This is a genomic window from Kosakonia sp., assembly GCF_032104925.1.
GTDB lineage: Bacteria > Pseudomonadota > Gammaproteobacteria > Enterobacterales > Enterobacteriaceae > Kosakonia.
Genome location: NZ_DAMCGF010000010.1, coordinates 78,909 through 101,248 on the forward strand (window position 1 = coordinate 78,909; position 22,340 = coordinate 101,248).

The window sequence follows — 22,340 nt, forward strand, 5'->3', positions numbered from 1 at the left end:
CGGTGCGCGGTTCGCCGCGCCGCTGAGCAAATCATGTCAGAAGAGAGTGATGTAGAAAAAACAGAAGAACCCACACCCCAGCGAAAACAGAAAGCGCGTGAAGAGGGGCAGATCCCCCGCTCGAAAGAGCTGAGTTCGCTGCTGATGTTGCTGGCCGGGTGGGCGTTTATGCTCTCTGGCGGTTCGCAGTTTGCCCGGCAACTGCTGGAGTTATTGCGAACCGGCCTGGTACTCAACCGGCTGTCGGTAATGGATGAGCAGTCGATGTTTCATCAGACCCGCTATTTGCTGGAGATGATGAGCAACGCGCTGCTGCCCATTTTGCTGGGATTGTTTGTCACCGGGATCGTATCGCCGATGTTGCTGGGCGGCGTCAACCTGAGCGGTAAATCGCTGAAGCTCGATCTGAAGCGGATCTCGCCGCTTTCGGGGTTCAAACGTCTGTTTTCCGCCCAGGTGTTATCAGAAATGCTCAAAGGGTGCCTGAAGGTCGTGCTGGTCGCGTGCGCCTTCGCACTCTACATCTACAAGAATAAAGCGCATTTCATTCAGCTAGTTAACGAAGCACTGCCGATGGCCATCGCGCATGCCATGAGCATGACGCTGGATTGCCTGATGATGGTGATTTTTTTCCTGTTACCGGTAGTGGGTTATGACGTTTTTTATCAGATAACCAGCAACCTGAAAAAGCTGCGGATGAGCCGTCAGGAGATCCGCGACGAATTTAAACAGAGTGAAGGCGATCCGCACATTAAGAGCCGCATTAAACAGATGCAGCGTGCGGCGGCGCAAAACCGAATGATGAGCGATATCCCGCAAGCGGATGTCATCGTCAACAACCCGACGCACTACTCTGTCGCCCTCTCTTATAAAGAAGGCGGGATGAGCGCGCCGGTCGTGCTGGCCAAAGGCGCCGGCGATATTGCCTTAAAAATTCGCGAGCTGGGGGCGCAACACCGCATCCCGATGCTCGAAGCACCACCGCTTGCCCGTGCGCTCTATCGCCATTGTGAGATTGGCGAACAGATCCCAGGCGAGCTTTATAGCGCCGTCGCAGAAGTGTTGGCCTGGGTTTATGGCCTGCGTCGGTGGCGCAACAACGGCGGCGTTCCGCCGAAGCAGCCCAGGGATCTCGCGGTTCCTGAGTCGATGGATTTTGTACATGAGAGTTCAAACTGATGGCTAATATCGCCAGCAAATTACGCTTACCCGCGTTTAAAGAGACACAGTGGCAAATCATGGCAGGCCCGGTGCTGATCATGCTGATTCTGGCAATGATGGTGCTGCCGCTGCCGGCATTTCTGCTGGATACCCTGTTCACCTTTAATATCGTGCTGTCGCTGATGATATTGATGGTGGCGATGTTTACGCAGAAAACCCTTGAGTTTTCCGCGTTCCCGACGGTGTTGCTGTTTTCGACCCTGCTGCGCCTCGCGCTGAACATTGCCTCCACGCGTATCATTCTGATGGAAGGCCACACCGGTGCCGCCGCAGCGGGCCGGGTGGTTGAAGCCTTCGGCCACTTCCTGGTCGGCGGCAACTTCGCTATCGGTATCGTGGTGTTCGCCATTCTTATCATCATCAACTTTATGGTTATCACCAAAGGTGCCGGACGTATCGCCGAAGTGGGCGCGCGTTTTGTGCTGGACGGGATGCCAGGTAAGCAGATGGCGATTGATGCCGATCTTAACGCCGGGCTGATTGGTGAAGCGGAGGCAAAACGCCGCCGTAGCGAAGTGACCCAGGAGTCTGATTTTTACGGCTCGATGGACGGTGCCAGTAAATTCGTACGTGGTGACGCCATCGCCGGGTTGCTGATCATGGCGATTAACGTCGTCGGCGGTTTGATCATCGGTGTAATGCAGCACGGCTTAAGCGTGGCGGAAGCGGGCGAAACCTACACCCTGCTGACCATCGGTGATGGTCTTGTCGCGCAGATCCCGGCGCTGATCATCTCCACCGCCGCCGGTGTGATTGTGACCCGTGTTTCCAATGATGAAGACATTGGGGAACAGATGGTCGGCCAGTTGTTCAACAACCCACGCGTGATGCTGCTTTCCGGCGGGGTAATTGGTCTGCTGGGGCTGATCCCGGGGATGCCGAACCTGGTATTCCTGATGTTCACTGCCATCCTGCTGGGGCTTGCCTGGTGGCTGCGCGGTCGCGAAATGAAAAACCCGGGCCGTCGCAGCGCCGTGACCGAAGATAAAGACAGCGCCAGCGCGCTGGCCGCCAACGAGCAGGCCTCGGCCGAAGCCTCATGGGCAGATGTTGAAATGGAAGATGTGCTGGGTCTGGAAGTGGGCTATCGCCTGATCCCGCTGGTTGATAGTGACCAGGACGGGCAACTGCTGGTGCGCGTGCGCGGTATCCGTAAGAAATTCGCGCAGGAGATGGGCTTTTTGCCACCGGCGATCCATATTCGCGACAACCTCGATCTGGCGCCTGGTGACTACCGCATTCTGCTTAAAGGCGTGGAAATCGGCAGCGGCACCATGGAGCCGGAACGCTGGATGGCCATCAACCCGGGTTATGCCGAGGGTGAGCTGCCCGGTACGCCGTGTGTCGATCCGGCCTTTGGCCTGCCCGCCTGCTGGATTGATGAAGTATTACGTGAACAGGCGCAAATTCAGGGCTTTACCGTGGTTGACCCAAGCTCGGTTATCGCCACGCACCTGAACCACTTGATCACGCTGTATACGGATGAATTGTTCAGCCGCCAGGAGACCCAGCAGTTGCTCGACCGCATCACCAAAGAGATGCCGAAGCTGGTGGAAGATTTAATTCCTGGGGTGATTTCGGTGACGCTGTTCCACAAAGTGTTGCAGAACCTGCTCTCTGAACGCGTTTCTATCCGCGATATGCGAACCATCATCGATACGCTGGCGGAATATGCGCCGGTGCAAAACGATCCGGATGAGCTGACCTCGCAGGTGCGTATTCGCCTGGGCCGCGCGATCACCGCGCAGTGGTTCCGCAATGACGATGACATCAAAGTGATCGGTCTGGATACGTCGCTGGAAAAACTGCTGATCCAGTCCCTGCAAAGCGGTAGCGCGATTGAGCCGGGTATTGCCGAAAACCTGATGCGTCAGGCCGACCGCGCCATTACCGAACAGCAGTCGCTCGGCGTTTCGCCGGTGCTGCTGGTTAACCCGGCGCTGCGCACCATGGTGTCACGTTTCCTGCGTCGTGCGTTCCCGCAACTGGCGGTATTGTCGACGCTGGAAATCAGCAATAACAAGACCGTGCAAATGACGGCGGTCATTGGCACCCATTAATGAAATCCCGGGTATGACTTCTTCCGGCGCTGCAGGTATCCCCTGCGGCGTCCGCACAAACGACGGCTGCAACTGGCAAAAACTAATGAAATCAGTGGTATTACTTCTTCTGGCGCTACAGGCATCCCCTGCGGCGTCCGCCCAAACAACAGGCGCCTGGAGCGCCTCATCCGCTGGCGGCAGCGTCACTACCGGTAAGCAGTTACTGCGTGGACGCCCGCTGCTCTCTCCCGAATCCCTTTCTCCTTCGGCGCAAGCGGTGCGTATTTCATGGCGTATTACGCTGCTCTCCCCTCCCCCGCCGGGGCTGGTCATTAAACTCTGCCGCATCGATAAATGCATTCCGCTGCCTGCCCTGAGCGGCGAGCGGCGCATTGATGTGCCGCTGGCGGCGAACGGAGAGTTCCGCTTTATCTACTCCGTCAACAGCCCCGGCCAGCTAAGACCGGCACTCAACGTTGTACGTAATCAGTTAACCGTAAATTATCGCTAATCAGAAAAACGAAAGGCTATGCGGGCAAATGCTGTTCCGCTGGCGGCGAACGGTGAGTTCCGCTTTATCTCTTCCGTCAACAGCCCCGGTCAGCTAAGGCCGGCGGTCAACGTTGTACGTAATCAGTTAACCGTAAATTATCGCTAATCAGAAAAACGAAAGGCTATGCGGACAAATGCTGTGCCGCTGGCGGCGAATGGTGAGTTTCGCTTTATCTACTCCGTCAACAGCCCCGGCCAGCTAAGACCGGCGCTCAACGTTGTACGTAATCAGTTAACCGTAAATTATCGCTAATCAGAAAAAACGAAAGGCTATGCGGATAAATGCTGTGCCGCTGGCGGCGAATGGTGAGTTCCGCTTTATCTACTCCGTCGACAGCCTCGGCCAGCTAAGGCCGGCACTCAACGTTGTACGTAATCAGTTAACCGTAAATTATCGCTAATCAGAAAAACGAAAGGCTATGCGGACAAATGCTGTTCCGCTAGCCTTTTGGGGATGATTAATGCAGTGAAGGGGCTTGATGTTGGGAATAAAGCTGACTGCAACGGGCACCACGATGTATGGAGGATAAATTCTGTTTAAGAGTATTAAGACGCGCCTGTAAATTCCGCGTTATTTCCGCTTCATTCGCCAGCAATTCTTTTAACAGTATCTTCAATTCGTCTTTCACCATCATTGAAAGCGCATCGGTACTATGATTTAAAATATCCTGCTTCTTAATAACATAATCCGATGCGACTTCAACGAAGTCATCCCAGCGAGCCTGTTTCGTCATCTCCAGCATCGCTACGTTCATTTCAAACAATTCATGGTAATACTGCAAAATACTCTCAGCCATAACGCACTCGCTTCTGTACCGGCTCAATCTCTTTCCATGTGGCGGCCAGTTTCATTAACAGGCTGTCGACATGTTTTAACGGCTCAGGTTCGTTACGCAAATTCGCTTCTAATAATGTGCGCGACATATATTCGTACATCTGTTCGAGATCGGCGGCAATATGCTGACCTTTTTCATGATCGAGCGCGGCACGCAGTCCGTTGTCGATAATATTAATCGCTTTAGAAATCATTTTTCCGCGCTGGGCAACGTTGCCTTTTTCAAAATAGATAGAGGCTTGCAAAATAGCGCTGTGGGCGCCATCAAACAGCATGGAAATTAACTGATGCGGTGTCGCGCCCGCTAATTTGCTTTGCAGTGATACCTGCGCATAGGCATTAGTGCCCTGAGATGCATACATATGCGGCTCCTGAAAGCAGGCCGTCAGGCCTGCTGATAACAAAAATTAAAGAGTTGCAAGCAGCGAGGACAACTGGCTGCTCATGTTGTTCATGTTCGACATCACGGTATCCAGATTCTGGAACTCGACGCGATAACGCTCAACCTGGGCGTCAATCAGCTTCTGCGTTTTGTCGATCTGGGTCTGGGCGATTTTGGACTGGGTTTCCAGACTCTCGGTCGCGGTATCAATTATACCGTCGGTCTTGGTTTTGCTATCGCCGAGGTACTCTTTCAGAATCGAACCCAGCGACGTCGCCAGCCCTTCGTTCGCGCCGCGACCGGAGAACATGTTCGCAATCTGCTCCGGGTTGTCGGCAATCGCTTCATCCAGCGTATCTTCATTCAGCGTCATCTGACCGGTCTGGGCATCAATCGAGATACCGAGATCCGCCAGTGATGCATAAGTGGCATCCGCATCGCCGTAAACACCGTTCACCGCAGAGCGAACTTCACTCACCAGACCGCGCAGGGTGGAATCGCCCATCAGCGCACCGCTCTTGGAACTCTGCGTGGCAACGTCTTCATCGCCAAGGCCGGAGGTATCCGCGGCGACATATTTACTCGCGGCAGAGGTCTTATCCAGCAAGGCGTTGTATTGCTTCACAAAATCTTGCAGGCTGGTTTTAATCGCCGAGGTATCGCTGGTCAGCGTAAGCTGCTCAGATTCACCGTTTTCCGAGACTTTTTTCAGGTTCAGCGTCACGCCATCGATGATGTCCGTGATGTTGTTGGTTGAACGCGTATAGTCAGAGCCATCGACGCGCAATTTCGCGTCTTTCGCATCGGAAACGGAGACCATGTTATCGGTCTGGCCCGGGTCGTTAACCACCTGGCCCTGATCGTCAATATGCTGGCCGCCATTCGACGTATCCAGCACACCGGCAAGCGAAGCATCGCCGGTAACTTTGACGCTCATCTGCCCCTCGGAGCCGGTTGTTTTCGAGCTCAGTACCAGCTGATAACCGTCATCGGTGCGCTGAACGGATGCGCTCACATCGCCTTTCTCTTTATTGATCGCTTTCGCAATCTGGTTCAGCGAGGTTTCATCATCAGCCAGCTCAACGTCCATCGTTTTCCCGTTGTTCTGGGTAATAGTGATGGTGCGCGTACCGCCAGAGGTTTTCGCACCGAGTGCGGTATCGGCATCGGTTTGCGGCTGGGTTTTCAGTTTATGCGCGGTGGCTAACTGCGAGATCGTTACCGAGTGGCTGTCGGCTTGCGCGCCGGTGCCCGCGACAGCGGAAAAGGCTTCGTTAGCGCTGACGGTCATTTTGCTAAACGCGTCGCCGCCCATGGTGGTGACGCTTTTTTGCAGGTTCGACAGCAGGCTTGAAATCTGGCCCCAGGCCGAGATTTGCGAGTCGTACTTTTTTTTCAGGTTGGTATACGGCGTCAGGCGCGTTTGTTCGCCCGCTTTCAGCTGATCCAGCATCGACGCCGTATCAATCCCGCCAGTACCAACCCCTAATGATGATATAGCCATTTCTTCTCCTGTCGGAAATGTATATTTGCGGTAATTCTCTATTAAGCTATCGGCGCGGGAAAATAAAAGATGAATTTTTTACTTTCATTCCCCTATAAAGGAATCTCCACTTTTCATCAGCTATTCTCAACAATTCAGGCCGTTTACAAAAGGGCAAACACCGCACATAAAGAAGCGAAAAACCATTCCTGATAATTAGCGACAAAATTGACGGCAATTTATCGCTTTGCGTGCAATAAAAACGCCTTCCTTATATAGCAGAGATGCCCCATTAAAATTCAAAGAAAAAATCCAAAAAAGTAATTAGGCAAAATACGCGCGGTTTTGTTGGCAATTTAAAACATAAACGGCAAAGGCGCATAAAATATCAACGATATAGCACCAAAACCCCATGAAAAAACAAAAAACGGCCAGCGAATAAAAAAGTTTTTCGCGCAAAAGATTTTAGTCATTTTTTATAAGGCCGATTTATTAAGTATGCGAACGAAATGACGCATAACCATACTCTGTATAGTAAATTGTGTATAAGGAAACCCCATGTCCCAGGTTATTAACACCAACGCACTCAGCCTCGTCGCCCAAAACAACCTGAATAAATCTCAGGGCTCTCTGGGTACTGCAATTGAACGTCTGTCTTCTGGTCTGCGTATTAACAGCGCAAAAGACGATGCCGCAGGTCAGGCAATCTCTAACCGCTTCACTGCGAACATCAACGGCCTGAGCCAGTCTTCCCGTAACGCCAACGATGGTATCTCTCTGGCGCAGACCACTGAAGGCGCGTTGAACGAAATCAACGACAACCTGCAGAATATCCGTCGTCTGTCTGTACAGGCGCAGAACGGCACCAACTCTGATTCTGACCGTCAGTCCATCCAGGACGAAATCGACGCGCGTCTGTCTGAAATCAACCGTATCTCTGAACAGACTGAGTTCAACGGCGTGAAAGTACTGAGCAAAGATCAGAGCCTGTCTATCCAGGTTGGTTCTAACGATGGCCAGACTATCGATATCGAACTGAGCAAAATGGATGCAAGCACCCTGGGTATGGACGGCTTCTCTATCAGCAACGGTGTTAACAAAGCTGATCTGACTGCCGCAGCAGGTACCGTTAAAGTTGATAGTGGTCTTGACTACGACAAAACCAAATTTACCGACGCCTCCACGGGTACTAAAGCAACTACTGTTGACGATATCGTTGAAGGTGATGACGGTAAAACCTATGCAAAAGTCGGTTCTGACCTGTTCGAAGTGACCGCAACTGATGCCACTACTGGTGCTATTACCTTTAACTCATCTACAGCAGCAACGGGTGTAAACGAAGTCGGTAGCCTGAATGGTGAAAACATCATGAAAGACCAGGCCGTTAACATGGGTAGCATCACTGGTACGCTGATGGACGATGGTAAAGGTAACTACTACATCGAAGATGCTAACGGTGAACTGACCAAAGCAGAAATCGATACCACCACTTGGGACGTAACCGATACCGGTAAAGCTGTTTCTACTAAACCATCAACCACCGATCCTCTGACCAAAATCGACGAAGCGCTGGCTCAGGTTGACGAACTGCGTTCTGGTCTGGGTGCGGTACAGAACCGTTTCGCTTCTGTTATCAGCAACCTGAACAACACCGTTAACAACCTGTCTCAGTCTCGCTCTCGTATTCTGGATGCTGACTTCGCTTCTGAAGTTTCCGAAATGAGCCGCGCGAATATCCTGCAGTCTGCTGGTACCTCTGTACTTGCTCAGGCTAACCAGGTTCCGCAGAACGTACTGTCTCTGCTGCGTTAATTTCTGGTGTTTCCGGCAGGCTCCGGCCTGCTTTTTACCCACCCGCCCATTCGCCCGGGCGGGTTTTTTATTGCCTGCAATTTACCCCTCACTTCCTATCAGTAATAACCGCCCTGCACCGCGTTGACTAAAACGCGTTATCAGAACCTTCATCTATCTTTTATTTCCGTGCTGGCTCTCTTTTTTATATTCCGTTTAAAGGAGAGTAGTCATGGCAGATTTAACCGCACCAGAAGGTTCATTCGCATGGGCAATATTACAGCTTCAGGCTGGTAACCGGGTCAGCAGAGGCGTATGGCATGATGCAGGAATGTACCTCGTCAGAAATCCAGGCTTAACAGAACAGGTGGTGGTTGAAAATGACTGGCGTGCGGCGGCAGGTATAACGGTTGGCACACCATTTAACTATTTGCCCAATATCGAGCTATGCAATGCGCAACAGGATTTTGTTCCCTGGGTTGCAACGCATGAAGATATGGAAGCGACGGGCTGGAGCAGGGTTGATGAGCCTGGCGACAACGGGAAATTGATATTTGATATGGAGGTTATCGTTCTCACTGGAGGAGAGGGAGAAACATATGCAGCTAAAAGTTAGGTAACGATTATTCAGGCACCTGAGTTGATTGCTAATGTGGTGAATTTCAGGACGGGGTATCTACCTGAACTCACCCCCGCTAAATGCCACTTCGCCATATTCTTTACCACCTACACTCTTGCAAACAATGAGCCATTAACGGCTGACAATATTGCAGGAATACATGTCCTGCCTGGTGATACTGCTTATTACCTTTCTCATGGCTTTAGGGTTGAGACTTTTGCCGCGACGAATGAACATCTGGTACTTTTTTACTTTGACGACGTTAAAACCAGCAATGATGCCTACAACATGCAAGAGTATCTGAAAAGCCAGTTGGGCAGAATGATTCGGGTTTATATCACCTGGCGATCGATCACGTTGCGAAAAGGCAAAAAAAAAGCCTTTCCGTCTGGAAAGGCCCGTAAGGTACAGCGCGTATAAAAAGTAAAACAAATTAGCTAAATGAGGTCTCGGTCGCGCGCTCAATCAGTTCCATCTCTTCGCTGTTCAGCAGCTTTTCAATATCGACCAGAATCAGCATGCGCTCATCAAGCGAGCCAAGACCCAGCAGATACTGCGTGGAGAGCGTGACGGTATATTCCGGCGCAGGTTTGATCTGCTCGGCATTGAGCGCCAGCACATCGGAAACGCCGTCAACCACAATCCCGACCACCCGGCCGCTGTCGAGGCTCAGCACAATCACCACCGTATTGTCGTCAAACTCGGCGGAAGCCAGTTCAAACTTCACGCGCAGATCGACAATCGGCACGATGACGCCGCGCAGGTTGGTCACACCGGCAATAAACGCAGGCGTGTTGGCGATGCGCGTAACGCGGTCGTAACCACGGATCTCTTGAACTTTGAGGATCTCAATGCCGTACTCTTCATTGCCCAGGCGGAAGACCAGGAACTCATTACCCGTGTTATCACCGGTTAACTGTTTGTCTGTGTTAGATAAATTCATTTCTTAACCTTTTTAAAAACTGATGTCAGGCGTTGTCTCAGTTCGCCCTGGCGCTTTTTGCCAGCGTCGTTAGAACCGCGACATCCAGAATGAGCGCAACGCTGCCGTCGCCGAGGATGGTCGCCGCAGAGATACCCGGAATTTTGCGGTAGTTCTGCTCAAGATTTTTCACCACCACCTGGTGCTGGCCAACAAGCTGATCCACCAGTAAGGCGTAACGGCTACCGGCGCTCTGCACAATGACGGCAATCCCTTCGCTGATGTCGTAGTTTTCATCGTGAATACCAAACAGCGTACCCAGCTCAACTAATGGCAAATACTCTTCGCGCACCTGCAACATGCGTTCGCCGCCGGTCATCCGGTGCAGCGTATTTTCCGAAAGCATCAACGATTCCATCATGCTGCCGAGCGGCAGAACGTAGATCTCCGGGCCAACACGCACCGACATCCCGTCGAGGATCGCCAGCGTGAGCGGCAGAATGATGCGGATCTTCGAGCCGCGCCCCTGCTCAGAATGGACAGTCACATGCCCGCCCATTTCCTGAATATTACGGCGCACCACGTCCATACCAACCCCGCGGCCAGAGACATCGGTCACTTTTTCCGCCGTGGAGAAGCCCGGCGCGAAAATCAGCATCCAGACATCTTCATCGCTCATGTTGTCGCTGATGGTCATGCCCTGCGCCTGCGCGCGCGCGAGGATCTTCTCGCGGTTCAGACCGGCACCATCATCGGTCACTTCGATGATGATATTGCCGCCGTGGTGTTCCGCCGAAAGGATCAGATTGCCTTTGTCGGCTTTACCATTGGCACGGCGCACATCAACCGGTTCAATACCGTGGTCGAGGCTATTACGCACCAGGTGCGTCAGCGGATCGACAATCTGCTCGATCAGGCGCTTATCCAGCTCAGCAGAACCGCCGACCAGCGTCAGTTCCACCTCTTTATTGAGCTTACCGGCCAGGTCATGCACCAGCCGAGGGAAGCGGCTGAAGACATACTCCATTGGCATCATGCGAATCGACATCACCGATTCTTGCAAGTCGCGCGCGTTGCGTTCGAGCTGCGCAATGGTGCTGATCAGCGTGTCGTGATTGGTGGAATCAAGCACGCCGGAAAGCTGGGAGAGCATCGCCTGGGTGATGATAAGTTCGCCCACCTGATTGATTATCTGGTCGACCTTCTCGACCGCCACGCGGATGCTGCTGGCTTCTGTCGCTTGCGGGCGCTGACGGTTATTTTCCGGGCGGGTCGCGCGCGCTGCTGGTACTGCCGGTGCCGCCACCGCGTTAACCGGCGCAGGCGTGGGTGGCGCAGGTTCGTTGGTTGTAGCAACGGGTTCGTCTGCAGCCGGAGCGGGCTCAATGGAAATCTGTTCCGGTTCGAGCACAAAACACAGCACCGCCAGAATATCGTCAGGGGATGCGGTGGTGTGCAGCGTCAGTTGCAGGCTCTCATTTTCAGCCTGCAACTGGCTTACGCGGCCTAAATTGCCCATTTCATCGATTAGCGGCTGGCGATCGTCTTCTTTGATTTTGCTCAGCACGATACGCAGCCGCTGGCCGTCTTCATCAGGTGTCGCAGCCGCTTGTGCGACCACGGTTTCGGCGACAACAGGCGTGGCTACGTCTGTGGAAACCGCAGCAGGAGCCGTGCCGTCGAGCGCTATCTGACGCAGCGCTTCGCAGATATAGTGGAATGTCTCCTCATCGGGCTCGGCGGAAGCTTTATAGGCATCCAGTTGATCCTGCATAATATCTTTGCTCTCCAAAAACAGATCGCGAATAGGGCCGGTAATCGTCAACGTACCGCTGCGTACATCATCCAGCAGGTTTTCCAGGATGTGCATGGTTTGCTGTAACACAGTGAAACCAAAGGTGCCCGCACCGCCTTTTATCGAGTGCGCAGCGCGAAAAATCGCATTCAGAACTTCTCTGTCCGGCGAGTCGAGATCCAGCTCCAGCAGATACTTTTCCATATCCGCCATCAGCTCATCCGCCTCGTCAAAAAAGGCCTGATAAAAATCGCTTATGTCCACTTACTTAATCTCCTCAGGACCGCTTTTTACCGTAGGTTCAACTGCCACTGCGCCGCTGCTCTGCGCCGGCGCATCGGTGGCCGATGTACTCTGGCGCGCCGGGGATGAAACCAGCGTGTCGCGCAAAAGCACATCTTCTTGCATGATCTGTTTCTCTTTCTGCTGGCTCAGCACCAGGATACTGATACGGCGGTTGATCGGATCGGCCGCGTCGGAACCGGCCTGCATCATGGTGTCCGCCGTACCGACAACGCGGATAAATTTATTGCTGGCAAGCCCTGCACCCGCCAGGATGCGCCGCGCCGCGTTTGCACGATCGGAAGAGAGCTCCCAGTTGCTGTAGCCCTGCTCACCGTTGGCGTAAGGCAGCGAATCCGTGTGGCCGGTCACAATGATGCGGTTCGGCATGTCGTTTAACACCGGCACCAGCGCCTGCAGAATATTCACCATGTAGCTTTCCGGTGTCGGCCGGCCTATCTGGAACATCGGGCGATCCGCGCTATCGGTGATTTGGATCAGCAATCCGTCATCGGTCAGTGAAAGCCGCAGGTTGGAGGTGAAGTTGTTCAACCGCGGATCGATTTGGATCAGGCTTTCCAGCTTCTCCCTCGCCCGCTTCAGATTGACTTCACTCTTCTTCGCGTCCAGTTTTTGCAATGTCTGTTTAAGGACTTCGCCATCCTGTTTGATAGGGTCATCGCCGCCGCCGGGAATAACGCTGTCGCTGAGGCTCGCTTTATCACCCTGCGCCAGCGTGGTTTTAATCGGCATTTTGAAGTATTCCGCGATCTGCTGGCGCTGCTCCGGGCTGGAAGAAGAGAGCAGCCACATCACCAGGAAAAACGCCATCATTGCGGTCATAAAGTCCGCATAGGCGATTTTCCAGGAACCGCCGTGAGAACCATGCTTTTTATTGATGGATCTGCGGACAACAATGGTAGTGGCAGACTTCTTACTCATGCCGACTCACCCGAAGAGGATGAAGAGCTTGAGGTGCGCACTTCGCGAACGTGATCTTCCAGTTCCGCGAAGCTGGGACGTTCCGTGGAAAAGAGGGTTTTGCGACCAAATTCAACGGCGATCTGCGGCGCATAACCGTTCATGCTGGAAAGCAGCATCGTTTTAATGCACTCAAGCATTTTCAGGTGTTCCGCACTATGCTGACGCAGCAGCGTCGCCAGCGGCAGCACCATGCCGTATGCCAGCAAAATACCGAGGAAAGTACCCACCATGGCGTGGGCAATCAGCGCGCCCAGTTCCGCTGCCGGACGATCGGCGGCCGCCAGGGCGTTAACCACCCCCATTACCGCCGCCACGATACCAAACGCAGGCAACCCGTCGCCGATGGCGTTAAGGCTGCTCGCGGGCACTTCATGCTCGTGCTCGCAGGTCTCAATCTCTTCATCCATCAACGCTTCCATTTCAAAGGCGTTGGTATTCCCGCTTACCATCAGGCGCAGGTAATCGGTGATGAAGTTCATGATTTCACTGTCGGCCATCAGCCGTGGATAGGCAGAGAAAATCGGGCTGTTTTGCGGATCTTCAATATCGTTTTCCAGCGATACGAGGCCATTCTGGCGACCTTTCGCCAGCAACAGATACATCATCGCCAGCAGATCCATATACAGCGCTTTGGTGAAATGGGAGCTTTTAAACAGGCCAGGAAATGCTTTTAAGGTGGCCCGGATCGCTTTACCGTTATTTCCGACAATAAAAGCCCCCACGCCCGCGCCGCCGATAATTAAAAATTCGGTCGGCTGAAACAGGGACGCGAGATTGCCGCCGCTGAGGGCAAAGCCGCCAAATACGGTCGCGAACACGACGATATAGCCAATAATGACTAACACTTCAACTCCTTAATAACTCGATAATCATTGCGCAACACTAATAACGGGCTGCGCGATGAAGATGTCGCAGCTTTTATTCCGATTGACTATGCGAACACGTCAGTTCGGGGGCGGCTTTTTTAATGGCCCGCGAGGGTGGAAAACACAAACAGCAGGTAAATGTCGCGCTGTTATTTTCCGGCGTGGTAATAAAACGCCCGCCACAAATGCTGCACTCAGTGTGTTTAACCATGCCGCAGTCAATAAACCGCAGCAGCGTCCAGGCGCGCGTTAAACCCAAAACAGGCTTTTTCTCTGTACCGTTGAGACTGTTTTCCAGATACAGTCGATAGCCTTTCAGCATTATTTCAACGGGACGCCCCGATTCCGTCTTTTGCAAATAACAATAAATGTTATAAAACATTGACGAATGAATATTTTGCTCCCACGCCATATACCAGTCGGTGGAAAACGGGAGCATGCCTTTCGGCGGCGAACAGCCTTTGAGTTCTTTATACAGTTTTAATAATCTTCTGCGGCTAAGATTGGTTTCACTTTCGAGAACCTGCATCCTGGCGCCAAAAGAAATCAATTCCATGGCAATTTGCGCATCCCTGATTTCTGACATGATGCTTTTTTCACACATACAAACTCCGCTGTCAGGATCTCGAAGGCTCTTTCCCAGAAAGAGAATTAAGCAAATCAGTGGATAAAATGATTCCGGTATGGATACTTTGCAAAGCATCAATACGGGAATCTTTGGTTAAACAGTCAATGACTGTTTCATTATCAATGCGTAACCGGCAAATAAGCTGACCGGTTGACGAAAGTTTAATAAGTTGTGGAAACGTTAATCCTTTCACAATATCGATCGTGGCATCACTTAATCCAAGGCGGAACTTTGCGGTAAAGCGGTCCTCATGAATTAAGCGCTGCGCCAATAACAAATAAGAAAGGTTCAAGTCCCGGATACATTGTGTCGGCTCATTAAAACTTGTTACGTTCATTACCATTCCCCTTGTATAAGGTAATCCATACTGCAATTACCGTCCTTTTGCTGTGTAACCACTATGTAACAACTTTAATGCCGATCTTTAGTTTAAGAAATCAAGGTGAAACGGAAATAATGAACCCAGTAAGGAAAGCCGGCCGAATCGATAATTAATCGGAGTAGGATTTTCCTGATATCTGATTATTCCCAGCCTCTTCCTTCCAGACGCGCACGTAAACGTTTGATGGTTTGACTATGCAACTGGCTGACGCGCGTTTCGGTAATACCCAGCAGTGAACCAACCTCTTTCATATTCAACTCCTGTTGATAATATAAATTGAGTAGCATCTGCTCGCGCTCAGGAAGTTCTCTGATCTCCTTACTGATCTGCTTTGTTAAATCGCCTAACAGAACATCATTTAGCGGGTCAAGATGGTCCTGTTCCATTTCTGACAGCTCAACACCATCTGCCAGTAATTCCTGCAGCTCGTCGAGTGAACAGAGCATGCTGGTATTAGTATCAGATAATACTTGCTGATATTCCTGCAAGCTCATACCTAATTCAGCAGCGACGTCCGACTCGCTTGCCACACCACCAGCACGTTGCTCAACGCGCATAATGGCAGAAGAAACTTCACGGGTTTTACGACGAACGCGACGAGGTACCCAATCGTGTTCACGTAATTCATCCATAAAGGCCCAACGTAAACGCTGCGCAATGTAAACCGTGAGTTTGACCCCTTTTTTGGGGTCAAACTGTTCGATTGCATCCAGAAGCGCAATGGCACCCGCCTGAATAAGATCGTCAATATCAACACTTGACGATAATTTAGACTGCATCTTTAACGCTTCGTAGCGAACCAAATAACCATATTTGGTCCATAACTGGTCTTTCTGAATTAACCCGTCAGGGCTATATAATCCATTCACTATTACAATTTCCGGGATGATAATAATTGACTAAAATTATTATCGATTATCGCCAATTCAAATAGCATGATAAGCAATCGGAAAGTGGAACATATCGTGACTTTATTTCCCCACGAAACCCACAGCTAATTAAAATGTTTCCCAGTCGCCTTCCATTTTCTTGGCAGGAACATAATCTCGCTTGGCAGTGGTAATAACAGGGCGCAATGTTTCGCTGTTATTTCGTTCACGAGCGACGGCAGAAACATGGTTCTCATTAACGGTAAACTGAGCGACAATTTGTTCCAGCTCGCTGGCATGTTCTTCAACGCTGGTTGCAGTTCGCGCGGCATTTTCTACCATGCTGGCGTTCTGTTGGGTAACCAGGTCCATTTCATTAACCGCCTGCGCAATCTGGTTAATTCCCGTGCTTTGTTCATCCGATGCTGAGGTAATTTCCGCCATGATGTCGGTTACCTGAATGACGGATTTCACAATTTCCTGCATGGAAGAACCAGCCAGTTCCACTTCCTGGGAGCCGATGTTCATATTGGCAACACAGGTGTTGATCAACTGGCGGATCTCTTTCGCCGCGTCGGCGCTGCGTTTCGCCAGGTTACGCACTTCACCGGCGACAACCGCAAAACCACGCCCCTGCTCACCGGCACGCGCCGCTTCAACCGCCGCGTTAAGCGCCAGGATGTTGGTCTGGTTAGCAATGCTATCAATTACGCTGTTGATGTCAGCAATTTGACGGGAGTTTGCCGTAATTTCCGTCATGATCTTATCAAGATTGGTCATCACTTCACCGCCTTTCTGCGCGCTGACGCTGGCGCTTTCAGCCAGTTGCTGCGCACTGTGGGCGTTGTCGGCGTTCTGACGCACGGTGATTTTCAGCTCTTCCATGCTGGCCGCCGTTTCCTGCAGAGCGGACGCTTGCTGCTCAGTACGCGAAGAGAGATCGTTGTTGCTGGTGGCGATTTCCTGAGCGTTAGAGTAAATCTGTTTCACGCCGCGACGGATACCATAAACCGTGTCGGTCAGCGACTGGCGCATGTGCTCAACTTCCAGCAGCATTTTGCCGATTTCGTTAAGCGCACCCGCTTCAATTTTGCTGCTCAGATTGCCTTCAGCAATAGACTGGAAAGAGGTAATCGCTTGTTCCAGACGGTTAAAGATGGTGCGTTTCAACCAGATACGCGAACCCACTGCGATGATAATCGCTAATACCAGAGCCAGGAAAGAGACAAAGGTCATACGCTGGGTGTCGTTGTGCGACGTTTCGCTAAAACCGCTAATCAATTGTTCGGCATACGCTAAATATTCTTCGGAAGCGTCCTGCAGCGCGACACGCATTCTGGCTTCAGAAATAATATTTCCGGAATAACCTGTTGGGTTGCGAATAAATTCTACCTTCTTACGTGCAGCTGCCAGCACAGTTTCAAAGTGTTTTTGAATATTCGCGGCAATAGTGCGCTCTTCTTCCGTTTGAAAAGGCGTGGACATAAATTTATCCATTTGCTTTTCGGCGTTATTCAACATGCTTACTGCCCGGTCAATACCGCTTTGCTCAAGTGGTTCATTGAGCATGGTGGCCAACATACCGGCGTTAATATGTGCCATCCCGCCAGACACACCAACGATTGCGCTATTTAACATATCAATATTGGTGTTGGTCATAACGGCATCGTCGAAGTTTTCCGCTGTCGATTGGGAACTGGTCAACGCGTAAGCGGATATCACAACAATACAAGCAATTAACAACCCAAACAGGATATTAATCCCGGTGGAAATTTTTAAGTCTTTAAACATAATGAAACCTAACTAAAAAAACAGGGTGAAATATCTTTTCGCAGATAGTGATTCACACATGCGGGGTGAATAAAAACCCGTCAATAATGACGGGCCTGTAATGCGTTATCCCATAACTTTAAATATGGAAAGTTGCTGCATCGACTGAAATACGGTCATGGACGAATTGAGCGCGAATTCCGACATTTTTGATTGCGACAATAACGTAATCATCGAATCCCAATCCGAACCTAATGTTTCCTGCAACCGGCTTTGCACATTGATATTTTGCGTTTCAGAGCTGAAACCCAGGGCTTCAAGTTGCTGCATATTGGTACCGACGGTGGCGCGAACCTTACCGAGGTTATCAATGTTTTTCTTAACGCTGATGTTGGTGCTGTCCAGCGTGGTTTGCAAAGCCTGGCGATCGGCATCGCTGGTAATCGGCTGCTGCAGTTGCGTAATAGCCGCGTCCAGCGCTTTGAACAGATCGTCTGGCGTACCGCTCATAAAGACATCGCTGCCGGTATGCCCCACCTGCATTTCCGTGCTGTCGGAAACCACCTGCGTCATCGCGGTATCACCGCCGACATAGCTACCGTCTTTCTGGAAAGGCGCGGCCCCGGTTTTGTAACCGGCGAAGATGTAGCGACCGTCGCTGTTTTTGGCGTTCGCCAGATCCAGCAGGTTGTCGCGAATACCCTGCAACTCCTGCGCCAGCGCCGTGCGATCTTCGTCGGAGTACGTACCGTTACCGCCGGCGACAATTTTCTGCGTCAAATTTTTAGACAGCAGATTAGAGATTGAGTCCAGCGTGCTATCTTCCTGGCCCAGCGCATCCTGCGCGTAGGTGCGCGCCGTGTCGTACTGGCTCATTCTGGATAACGCATTCTGCAAAATAACCGCCTGCGACGCGCCCGACGGATCGTCGGAAGGCTTCAGCAGCGTTTGCCCGGCAGAGAGGCGCGTGGACAAATCGTTATAACCGTTCATGGCATCCGACAAGCTATCAATACGGTTTTGAAACATGTAACTGGTGCTAAGACGCATCGTTTATTCCTGACTTTTCATTGAGTGGCCCGGCTAACCGGGCGTACTTAGCGAATACTTAACAACGTGTCGAACAGGGTGGTCGCCGTCTGTAAAACTTGCGCGTTCGCCTGGTAATACTGAGAAAACATCTGCAAATTGACGTACTCCTCATTGATGTCGACACCGGATACCGACTGCTGCTGAAGCGCCCACTGGTCATAAACATTCGCCGAGGTGCTCATGTCCGCTTTCAGCCCGCTGACCGAAGAACCGACTGAGCTGACAAGGCTTGCGTAAGCGCCAGACAGCGTCATGCCGTTCACCACTTTTTCATCCTTGATGCCAATCATCGCCAGCATGTTTTCGTTATCGCTCTGATCGGCCGGATCGGGAGATTTCGCCGCCGCAATCTGATCGCCATCGGTGATCGCCACGGTGATGTTATCCGCCACGCCATCGGTCGGGTTCAGCGTAAAGCTGTCTCCCGGCTGCGGCGTACCGCCAGGGGTAATCGTGATCCCTTCGAATTCCAGTTCGCCATTGCCGCCAATGGTCGGCGTGATGGTGCGGCCGTCGGCGGTGGTGATGCTCCAGTCGGTGCTGGCTGGCCCGTTAAAGGTCAGTTCGTAGTTTTCCGATTTCACCGCAGGGATATCGGCAAAGCTGACATCCAGCGAACCGGTGCCGGTGTTGTTGATATTGCCGATGGCTTGCGGCTTACCGATGTTGAAAATATCGGCACCCGCATTACCGTCGAGGTCGTAACCCTGGCCGTTCACTTCATTGAACGTGTTGGCCATTTGCAGCGCCAGCTGGTTCAGTTGATCGCGCGCGGAGACCAGGTCTTCGTTGCGGAATTTGAACAGCCCGCCCAGCGCACCTGTGGTTTTGCCTTCGTCGAGCGGCAGGGCGTTGCCCGAAGCATCAACGTACGCCACCACGGTTTTTGCCGGGTTGCTTTCAGATGCGCTGGCCTGCAGTTCATAGGATTTGCCGCCGCTGACCAGCGCCATGCCGTTTTGCATGGAAACACTCACCGCGCCGGTATCGGTATTTTCTGTCACCTTAATACCGAGCTTCTCGCTCAACTGACCTAATAATTGGTCACGCTGATCGAGTAAATCCGCAGGCATACCGCCGGTCTGACCGTGGATCTTTTCAATTTGCTTATTCAGCGACGCCAACTGTTTGGTATAGGAGTTAATATCATCAACGGTCTGTTTAATTTGCGTGTTGGTACTCTGCTCCAGACCATTTAATGTTTTGCTGCTGCTGCGATATTGGTTAGCAAGAGCATTAAATTCAGCCATAACCCCCTGGCGAGCCGCCGGGTCAACGGGATCTTTACTGACCGATTCCATGGCTTTGAATAAATTGTCCGTGGTCACGGAAATATTGTTGGTGCTATCGCCAAGCATGTTATCAATTTGGCTAACCTGCTCGTAACGACTATTAAGGGAATAAAATTCCGTTGCCGCACCGCGCACCTGGTTGGTCATAAAACCATTATAAGCGCGCTGAACATCGCCTACTTTTACGCCATAGCCGAAGAAACCATAATTGGTGGATTTGCCACCCGCTTCGCCCAGGACAATATTCTGGCGGCTGTATCCGGCAGTCGTCGCATTTGACAGGTTATTCCCCACCACATTCAATGCATTCTGCGCAGCGTTAAGCCCATTCTGGGCCAGGTTGATTAAATTCATATGTTATCGATCCTAACCAGAGGAGGAGGTAAGACGCCCCTGATAAAAGTAGCGCTCTCTTATATTTATCGGCCTTGCAAAATTTCACTAAAGCCTGACGGTTAAAATAATGAAGAAAAATCTGACGAATAAGCTTCAGCCGCCTGATTCACGTTATTCTTCACTTGCTGAATGATGCTGATCAATTTTTTCGCATAGGCAGGATCGGTTGCATATCCGGCAGACTGCAACGCTTTTGCCGCTATTTCCGGCGATTCAGATTTCACAACATTTTTATAACGCGGGCTACGACTTATTAACGACGTATAATCTTCCAGCGCCTCGGCATAAGAGGAATAAACTTTAAATTTGTCTTTTATTTTTTGCGCGACGCCACCTTCATATTCCGTGGTGGTGATTTCCGTGGTTTCACCCTGCCAGTCTGCCGTGGCTTTCACGCCAAATAAGTTATGGCTGGGTTTACCATCGCTGGTCATAATTTCGCGTTTACCCCAACCAGATTCCAGCGCCGCCTGCGCAATAATTAATTGATGCGGAATACCGCTTAAACGCGCGACCGCCATCGCGGGTGCCATCATGCGGGAAATAAAGCTGCCACCCGGAACTGCCGGTATTTCCGCCTGCGCCATGGCGGCTTTTTCCGCTGGCTGCTCGTCGGGCTCAACCGGCTGCAAACGCAGCGGCACGCTGATAAAGCGTGCCGGGCTGATATTAAGCGGCACTTCACGCGTCGCGGTGACATTTTCCACTGTTGAGGCGGGTTTACCGGTCAGTTGTTGCACCATCAGATCGGCAAAGCCCATTTTTCCTTTATCGGCGATGTTCTGCGACAGCTGCTGGTCATACATCGAGGTAAACATCTCCGACTGCTGCGTATTAAACAGGCCGTCTTTGAAGGAGGCCTGGCGCATGCTCTTGAGCATCATCTGCACGAACAGCCCTTCCATCTGTTTCGCCACCGCCTTTAGCGCATCCGGAGCGTCGTTGCGGGCGGCCAGTTTCAGCTTGTCGAGGCTGTGCGCGTCAAACGCCGCCCCCTGAGTCATTGCCGGGCCGATCATCAGTTAATCTCCAGACGAGCATGCAGGCAGCCTGCGGTTTTCATCGATTGCAGGATCGCCATCAAATCATTCGGCGATGCGCCAAGGCTGTTTAACGCACGAACCACATTGTTCAAATCGGTGCTGGTGTTCACGCGTTGCAGAGAGCCGTTTTGCTCACGCACGGAAAGCTGCGTGTTTTGCGTGACCACCGTTTGCCCGCCTGCCAGCGGCGTATTCGGCTGGTTCACCTGGGTGTTGTTAGCGACTTCTACCGTCAGATCGCCCTGCGCAACCGCACAGGAATCGAGGGAAACATGGCGGTTCATCACCACCGAGCCGGTACGCGAGTTGATGATAATTCGCGCATCGCCCGCATCCACGCGCAGCGGGATATCCTGCACTGTTGCAAGGAAACGCACACGCGCGGCGCTGTCGGCAGGTGCGCGCAGGCTAATGGTGCGCGCATCTTCCGCAAACGCGGCACCCGCGAAACGGCGGTTGATGGCATCGCTCACCTGTTGCGCTACGGTGAAATCATCTTCATTAAGCTGGAGCTTGAGCGAGCCTTGTCCGGCAAAGTTCGATGGCACTTCACGTTCAACCGTTGCGCCGCCGCTAATGCGCGCGCTATTGAGCTGGTTCACCTGCACCCGGTTGCCACCGGCCTGCGCACCTGCGCCGGAAACCAACAGGTTCCCCTGCGCCAGCGCATAAATCTGGCTATCCGCGCCCTTCAGCGGGGTCATCAGCAGCGTGCCGCCGCGCAGACTTTTCGCGTTACCCATTGAGGAGACCACCACGTCAATTTGCTGACCGGCGCGGGCAAACGGCGGCAGTTCCGCCGTCACCATTACGGCCGCGACGTTTTTGAGCTGCATATTCACGCCCGCCGGCACGGTGATACCGAGCTGCGAGAGCATATTGTTCAGACTCTGGGTGGTGAACGGTGTCTGCATGGTCTGGTCACCCGTACCATCAAGCCCGACAACCAGGCCATAGCCCATCAGGGAGTTGCCGCGCACCCCTTGCAGGGTGGTGATATCGCGGATCCGCTCCGCGCTGGCCTGCCCGGCTACCAGCGCAGACAGACAGCACACCAGCGCCAGGCAGCGGGTTAAGAAATTCGTTTTCATCAT

General features: G+C 52.2%; 24 protein-coding genes. 9 read left to right on the top strand and 15 right to left on the bottom strand.

The window, feature by feature from the left end; genetic code table 11:
• The first annotated feature begins 33 nt into the window (after nucleotides 1-33).
• The 6 genes from flhB (at nucleotide 34) to RT644_RS18345 (ending at nucleotide 4,216) form a co-directional block, all read left to right on the top strand.
• On the top strand, nucleotides 34-1,179 hold the full coding sequence (gene flhB / locus RT644_RS18325) for a flagellar biosynthesis protein FlhB (RefSeq protein WP_269231937.1): 1,146 nt from the start codon (nucleotides 34-36) through the stop codon (nucleotides 1,177-1,179).
• Nucleotides 1,179-3,281, top strand: a complete 2,103-nt coding sequence (gene flhA, locus RT644_RS18330) for a flagellar biosynthesis protein FlhA (RefSeq protein WP_020454842.1) — start codon at nucleotides 1,179-1,181, stop codon at nucleotides 3,279-3,281. Before flhB ends, flhA begins: the two co-directional genes overlap by 1 nt.
• Nucleotides 3,282-3,366: 85 nt before the next feature.
• Nucleotides 3,367-3,774 (top strand): flagellar protein FlhE, encoded by a 408-nt coding sequence (locus tag RT644_RS18335; protein WP_409521883.1) that lies wholly within the window; start codon nucleotides 3,367-3,369, stop codon nucleotides 3,772-3,774.
• 18 nt (nucleotides 3,775-3,792) lie between these two features.
• On the top strand, nucleotides 3,793-3,921 hold the full coding sequence (locus RT644_RS23665; RefSeq protein WP_409521884.1) for a hypothetical protein: 129 nt from the start codon (nucleotides 3,793-3,795) through the stop codon (nucleotides 3,919-3,921).
• Between the two features lie 18 nt (nucleotides 3,922-3,939).
• Nucleotides 3,940-4,068: a flagellar protein FlhE gene (locus RT644_RS18340; protein ID WP_313627472.1), complete on the top strand. Its 129-nt coding sequence runs from the start codon at nucleotides 3,940-3,942 to the stop codon at nucleotides 4,066-4,068.
• Nucleotides 4,069-4,087: 19 nt separating this feature from the next.
• Nucleotides 4,088-4,216, top strand: coding sequence for a flagellar protein FlhE (locus RT644_RS18345; protein WP_313627474.1), 129 nt, complete (start codon nucleotides 4,088-4,090; stop codon nucleotides 4,214-4,216).
• A gap of 57 nt (nucleotides 4,217-4,273) precedes the next feature.
• On the opposite strand, the gene fliT is transcribed toward RT644_RS18345, so the two are convergent.
• Genes fliT through fliD form a run of 3 tightly spaced genes read right to left on the bottom strand, consistent with a single transcriptional unit; the run spans nucleotide 4,274 to nucleotide 6,536 of the window.
• Nucleotides 4,274-4,612 (bottom strand): flagellar protein FliT, encoded by a 339-nt coding sequence (gene fliT / locus RT644_RS18350; RefSeq protein ID WP_020454846.1) that lies wholly within the window; start codon nucleotides 4,610-4,612, stop codon nucleotides 4,274-4,276.
• Nucleotides 4,605-5,012 carry a flagellar export chaperone FliS gene (gene fliS, locus RT644_RS18355; RefSeq protein WP_020454847.1) on the bottom strand — a complete coding sequence of 136 codons (408 nt, stop codon included), beginning with the start codon at nucleotides 5,010-5,012 and terminating at the stop codon, nucleotides 4,605-4,607. Before fliS ends, fliT begins: the two co-directional genes overlap by 8 nt.
• A gap of 45 nt (nucleotides 5,013-5,057) precedes the next feature.
• Nucleotides 5,058-6,536 carry a flagellar filament capping protein FliD gene (gene fliD, locus RT644_RS18360; RefSeq protein ID WP_313627477.1) on the bottom strand — a complete coding sequence of 493 codons (1,479 nt, stop codon included), beginning with the start codon at nucleotides 6,534-6,536 and terminating at the stop codon, nucleotides 5,058-5,060.
• A 537-nt stretch (nucleotides 6,537-7,073) separates the two neighbouring features.
• Between fliD and RT644_RS18365 the strand changes: the two genes are divergently transcribed.
• The 3 genes from RT644_RS18365 to RT644_RS18375 all read left to right on the top strand — a co-directional run bounded on the left by RT644_RS18365 (nucleotide 7,074) and on the right by RT644_RS18375 (nucleotide 9,345).
• Nucleotides 7,074-8,327 (top strand): FliC/FljB family flagellin, encoded by a 1,254-nt coding sequence (locus RT644_RS18365; RefSeq protein ID WP_020454849.1) that lies wholly within the window; start codon nucleotides 7,074-7,076, stop codon nucleotides 8,325-8,327.
• Between the two features lie 211 nt (nucleotides 8,328-8,538).
• Nucleotides 8,539-8,922, top strand: coding sequence for an MW1434 family type I TA system toxin (locus RT644_RS18370; protein WP_313627480.1), 384 nt, complete (start codon nucleotides 8,539-8,541; stop codon nucleotides 8,920-8,922).
• A 24-nt stretch (nucleotides 8,923-8,946) separates the two neighbouring features.
• Complete coding sequence (locus RT644_RS18375; RefSeq protein WP_313627482.1) at nucleotides 8,947-9,345, top strand: hypothetical protein; 399 nt, start codon at nucleotides 8,947-8,949, stop codon at nucleotides 9,343-9,345.
• A gap of 13 nt (nucleotides 9,346-9,358) precedes the next feature.
• Here the strand turns inward: RT644_RS18375 and cheW are convergent, their stop codons facing one another.
• The 12 genes from cheW to RT644_RS18435 all read right to left on the bottom strand — a co-directional run bounded on the left by cheW (nucleotide 9,359) and on the right by RT644_RS18435 (nucleotide 22,340).
• Complete coding sequence (gene cheW / locus RT644_RS18380) at nucleotides 9,359-9,868, bottom strand: chemotaxis protein CheW (protein WP_020454851.1); 510 nt, start codon at nucleotides 9,866-9,868, stop codon at nucleotides 9,359-9,361.
• 37 nt (nucleotides 9,869-9,905) lie between these two features.
• A complete protein-coding gene (gene cheA, locus RT644_RS18385; RefSeq protein ID WP_313627484.1) occupies nucleotides 9,906-11,906 on the bottom strand; it encodes a chemotaxis protein CheA in 2,001 nt (666 codons plus the stop codon).
• Nucleotides 11,907-12,866: a flagellar motor protein MotB gene (motB, locus tag RT644_RS18390; RefSeq protein ID WP_160269011.1), complete on the bottom strand. Its 960-nt coding sequence runs from the start codon at nucleotides 12,864-12,866 to the stop codon at nucleotides 11,907-11,909.
• Nucleotides 12,863-13,753: a flagellar motor stator protein MotA gene (motA, locus tag RT644_RS18395; protein ID WP_020454854.1), complete on the bottom strand. Its 891-nt coding sequence runs from the start codon at nucleotides 13,751-13,753 to the stop codon at nucleotides 12,863-12,865. The genes motB and motA overlap by 4 nt, the downstream gene beginning before the upstream one ends.
• Nucleotides 13,754-13,826: 73 nt before the next feature.
• On the bottom strand, nucleotides 13,827-14,378 hold the full coding sequence (gene flhC, locus RT644_RS18400; RefSeq protein WP_020454855.1) for a flagellar transcriptional regulator FlhC: 552 nt from the start codon (nucleotides 14,376-14,378) through the stop codon (nucleotides 13,827-13,829).
• Between the two features lie 13 nt (nucleotides 14,379-14,391).
• Nucleotides 14,392-14,739, bottom strand: a complete 348-nt coding sequence (flhD, locus tag RT644_RS18405) for a flagellar transcriptional regulator FlhD (protein WP_020454856.1) — start codon at nucleotides 14,737-14,739, stop codon at nucleotides 14,392-14,394.
• Between the two features lie 185 nt (nucleotides 14,740-14,924).
• A complete protein-coding gene (locus tag RT644_RS18410) occupies nucleotides 14,925-15,653 on the bottom strand; it encodes an RNA polymerase sigma factor FliA (RefSeq protein ID WP_020454857.1) in 729 nt (242 codons plus the stop codon).
• A gap of 129 nt (nucleotides 15,654-15,782) precedes the next feature.
• Nucleotides 15,783-17,444 carry a methyl-accepting chemotaxis protein gene (locus RT644_RS18415; RefSeq protein ID WP_313627488.1) on the bottom strand — a complete coding sequence of 554 codons (1,662 nt, stop codon included), beginning with the start codon at nucleotides 17,442-17,444 and terminating at the stop codon, nucleotides 15,783-15,785.
• Nucleotides 17,445-17,549: 105 nt separating this feature from the next.
• Entirely contained in the window at nucleotides 17,550-18,473 is a 924-nt protein-coding gene (gene flgL / locus RT644_RS18420; RefSeq protein WP_020454859.1) for a flagellar hook-associated protein FlgL, read from the bottom strand.
• Between the two features lie 47 nt (nucleotides 18,474-18,520).
• On the bottom strand, nucleotides 18,521-20,161 hold the full coding sequence (flgK, locus tag RT644_RS18425) for a flagellar hook-associated protein FlgK (RefSeq protein ID WP_313627490.1): 1,641 nt from the start codon (nucleotides 20,159-20,161) through the stop codon (nucleotides 18,521-18,523).
• A 101-nt stretch (nucleotides 20,162-20,262) separates the two neighbouring features.
• Entirely contained in the window at nucleotides 20,263-21,222 is a 960-nt protein-coding gene (flgJ, locus tag RT644_RS18430; RefSeq protein WP_160269004.1) for a flagellar assembly peptidoglycan hydrolase FlgJ, read from the bottom strand.
• Nucleotides 21,222-22,340: a flagellar basal body P-ring protein FlgI gene (locus RT644_RS18435; RefSeq protein ID WP_313627493.1), complete on the bottom strand. Its 1,119-nt coding sequence runs from the start codon at nucleotides 22,338-22,340 to the stop codon at nucleotides 21,222-21,224. The genes flgJ and RT644_RS18435 overlap by 1 nt, the downstream gene beginning before the upstream one ends.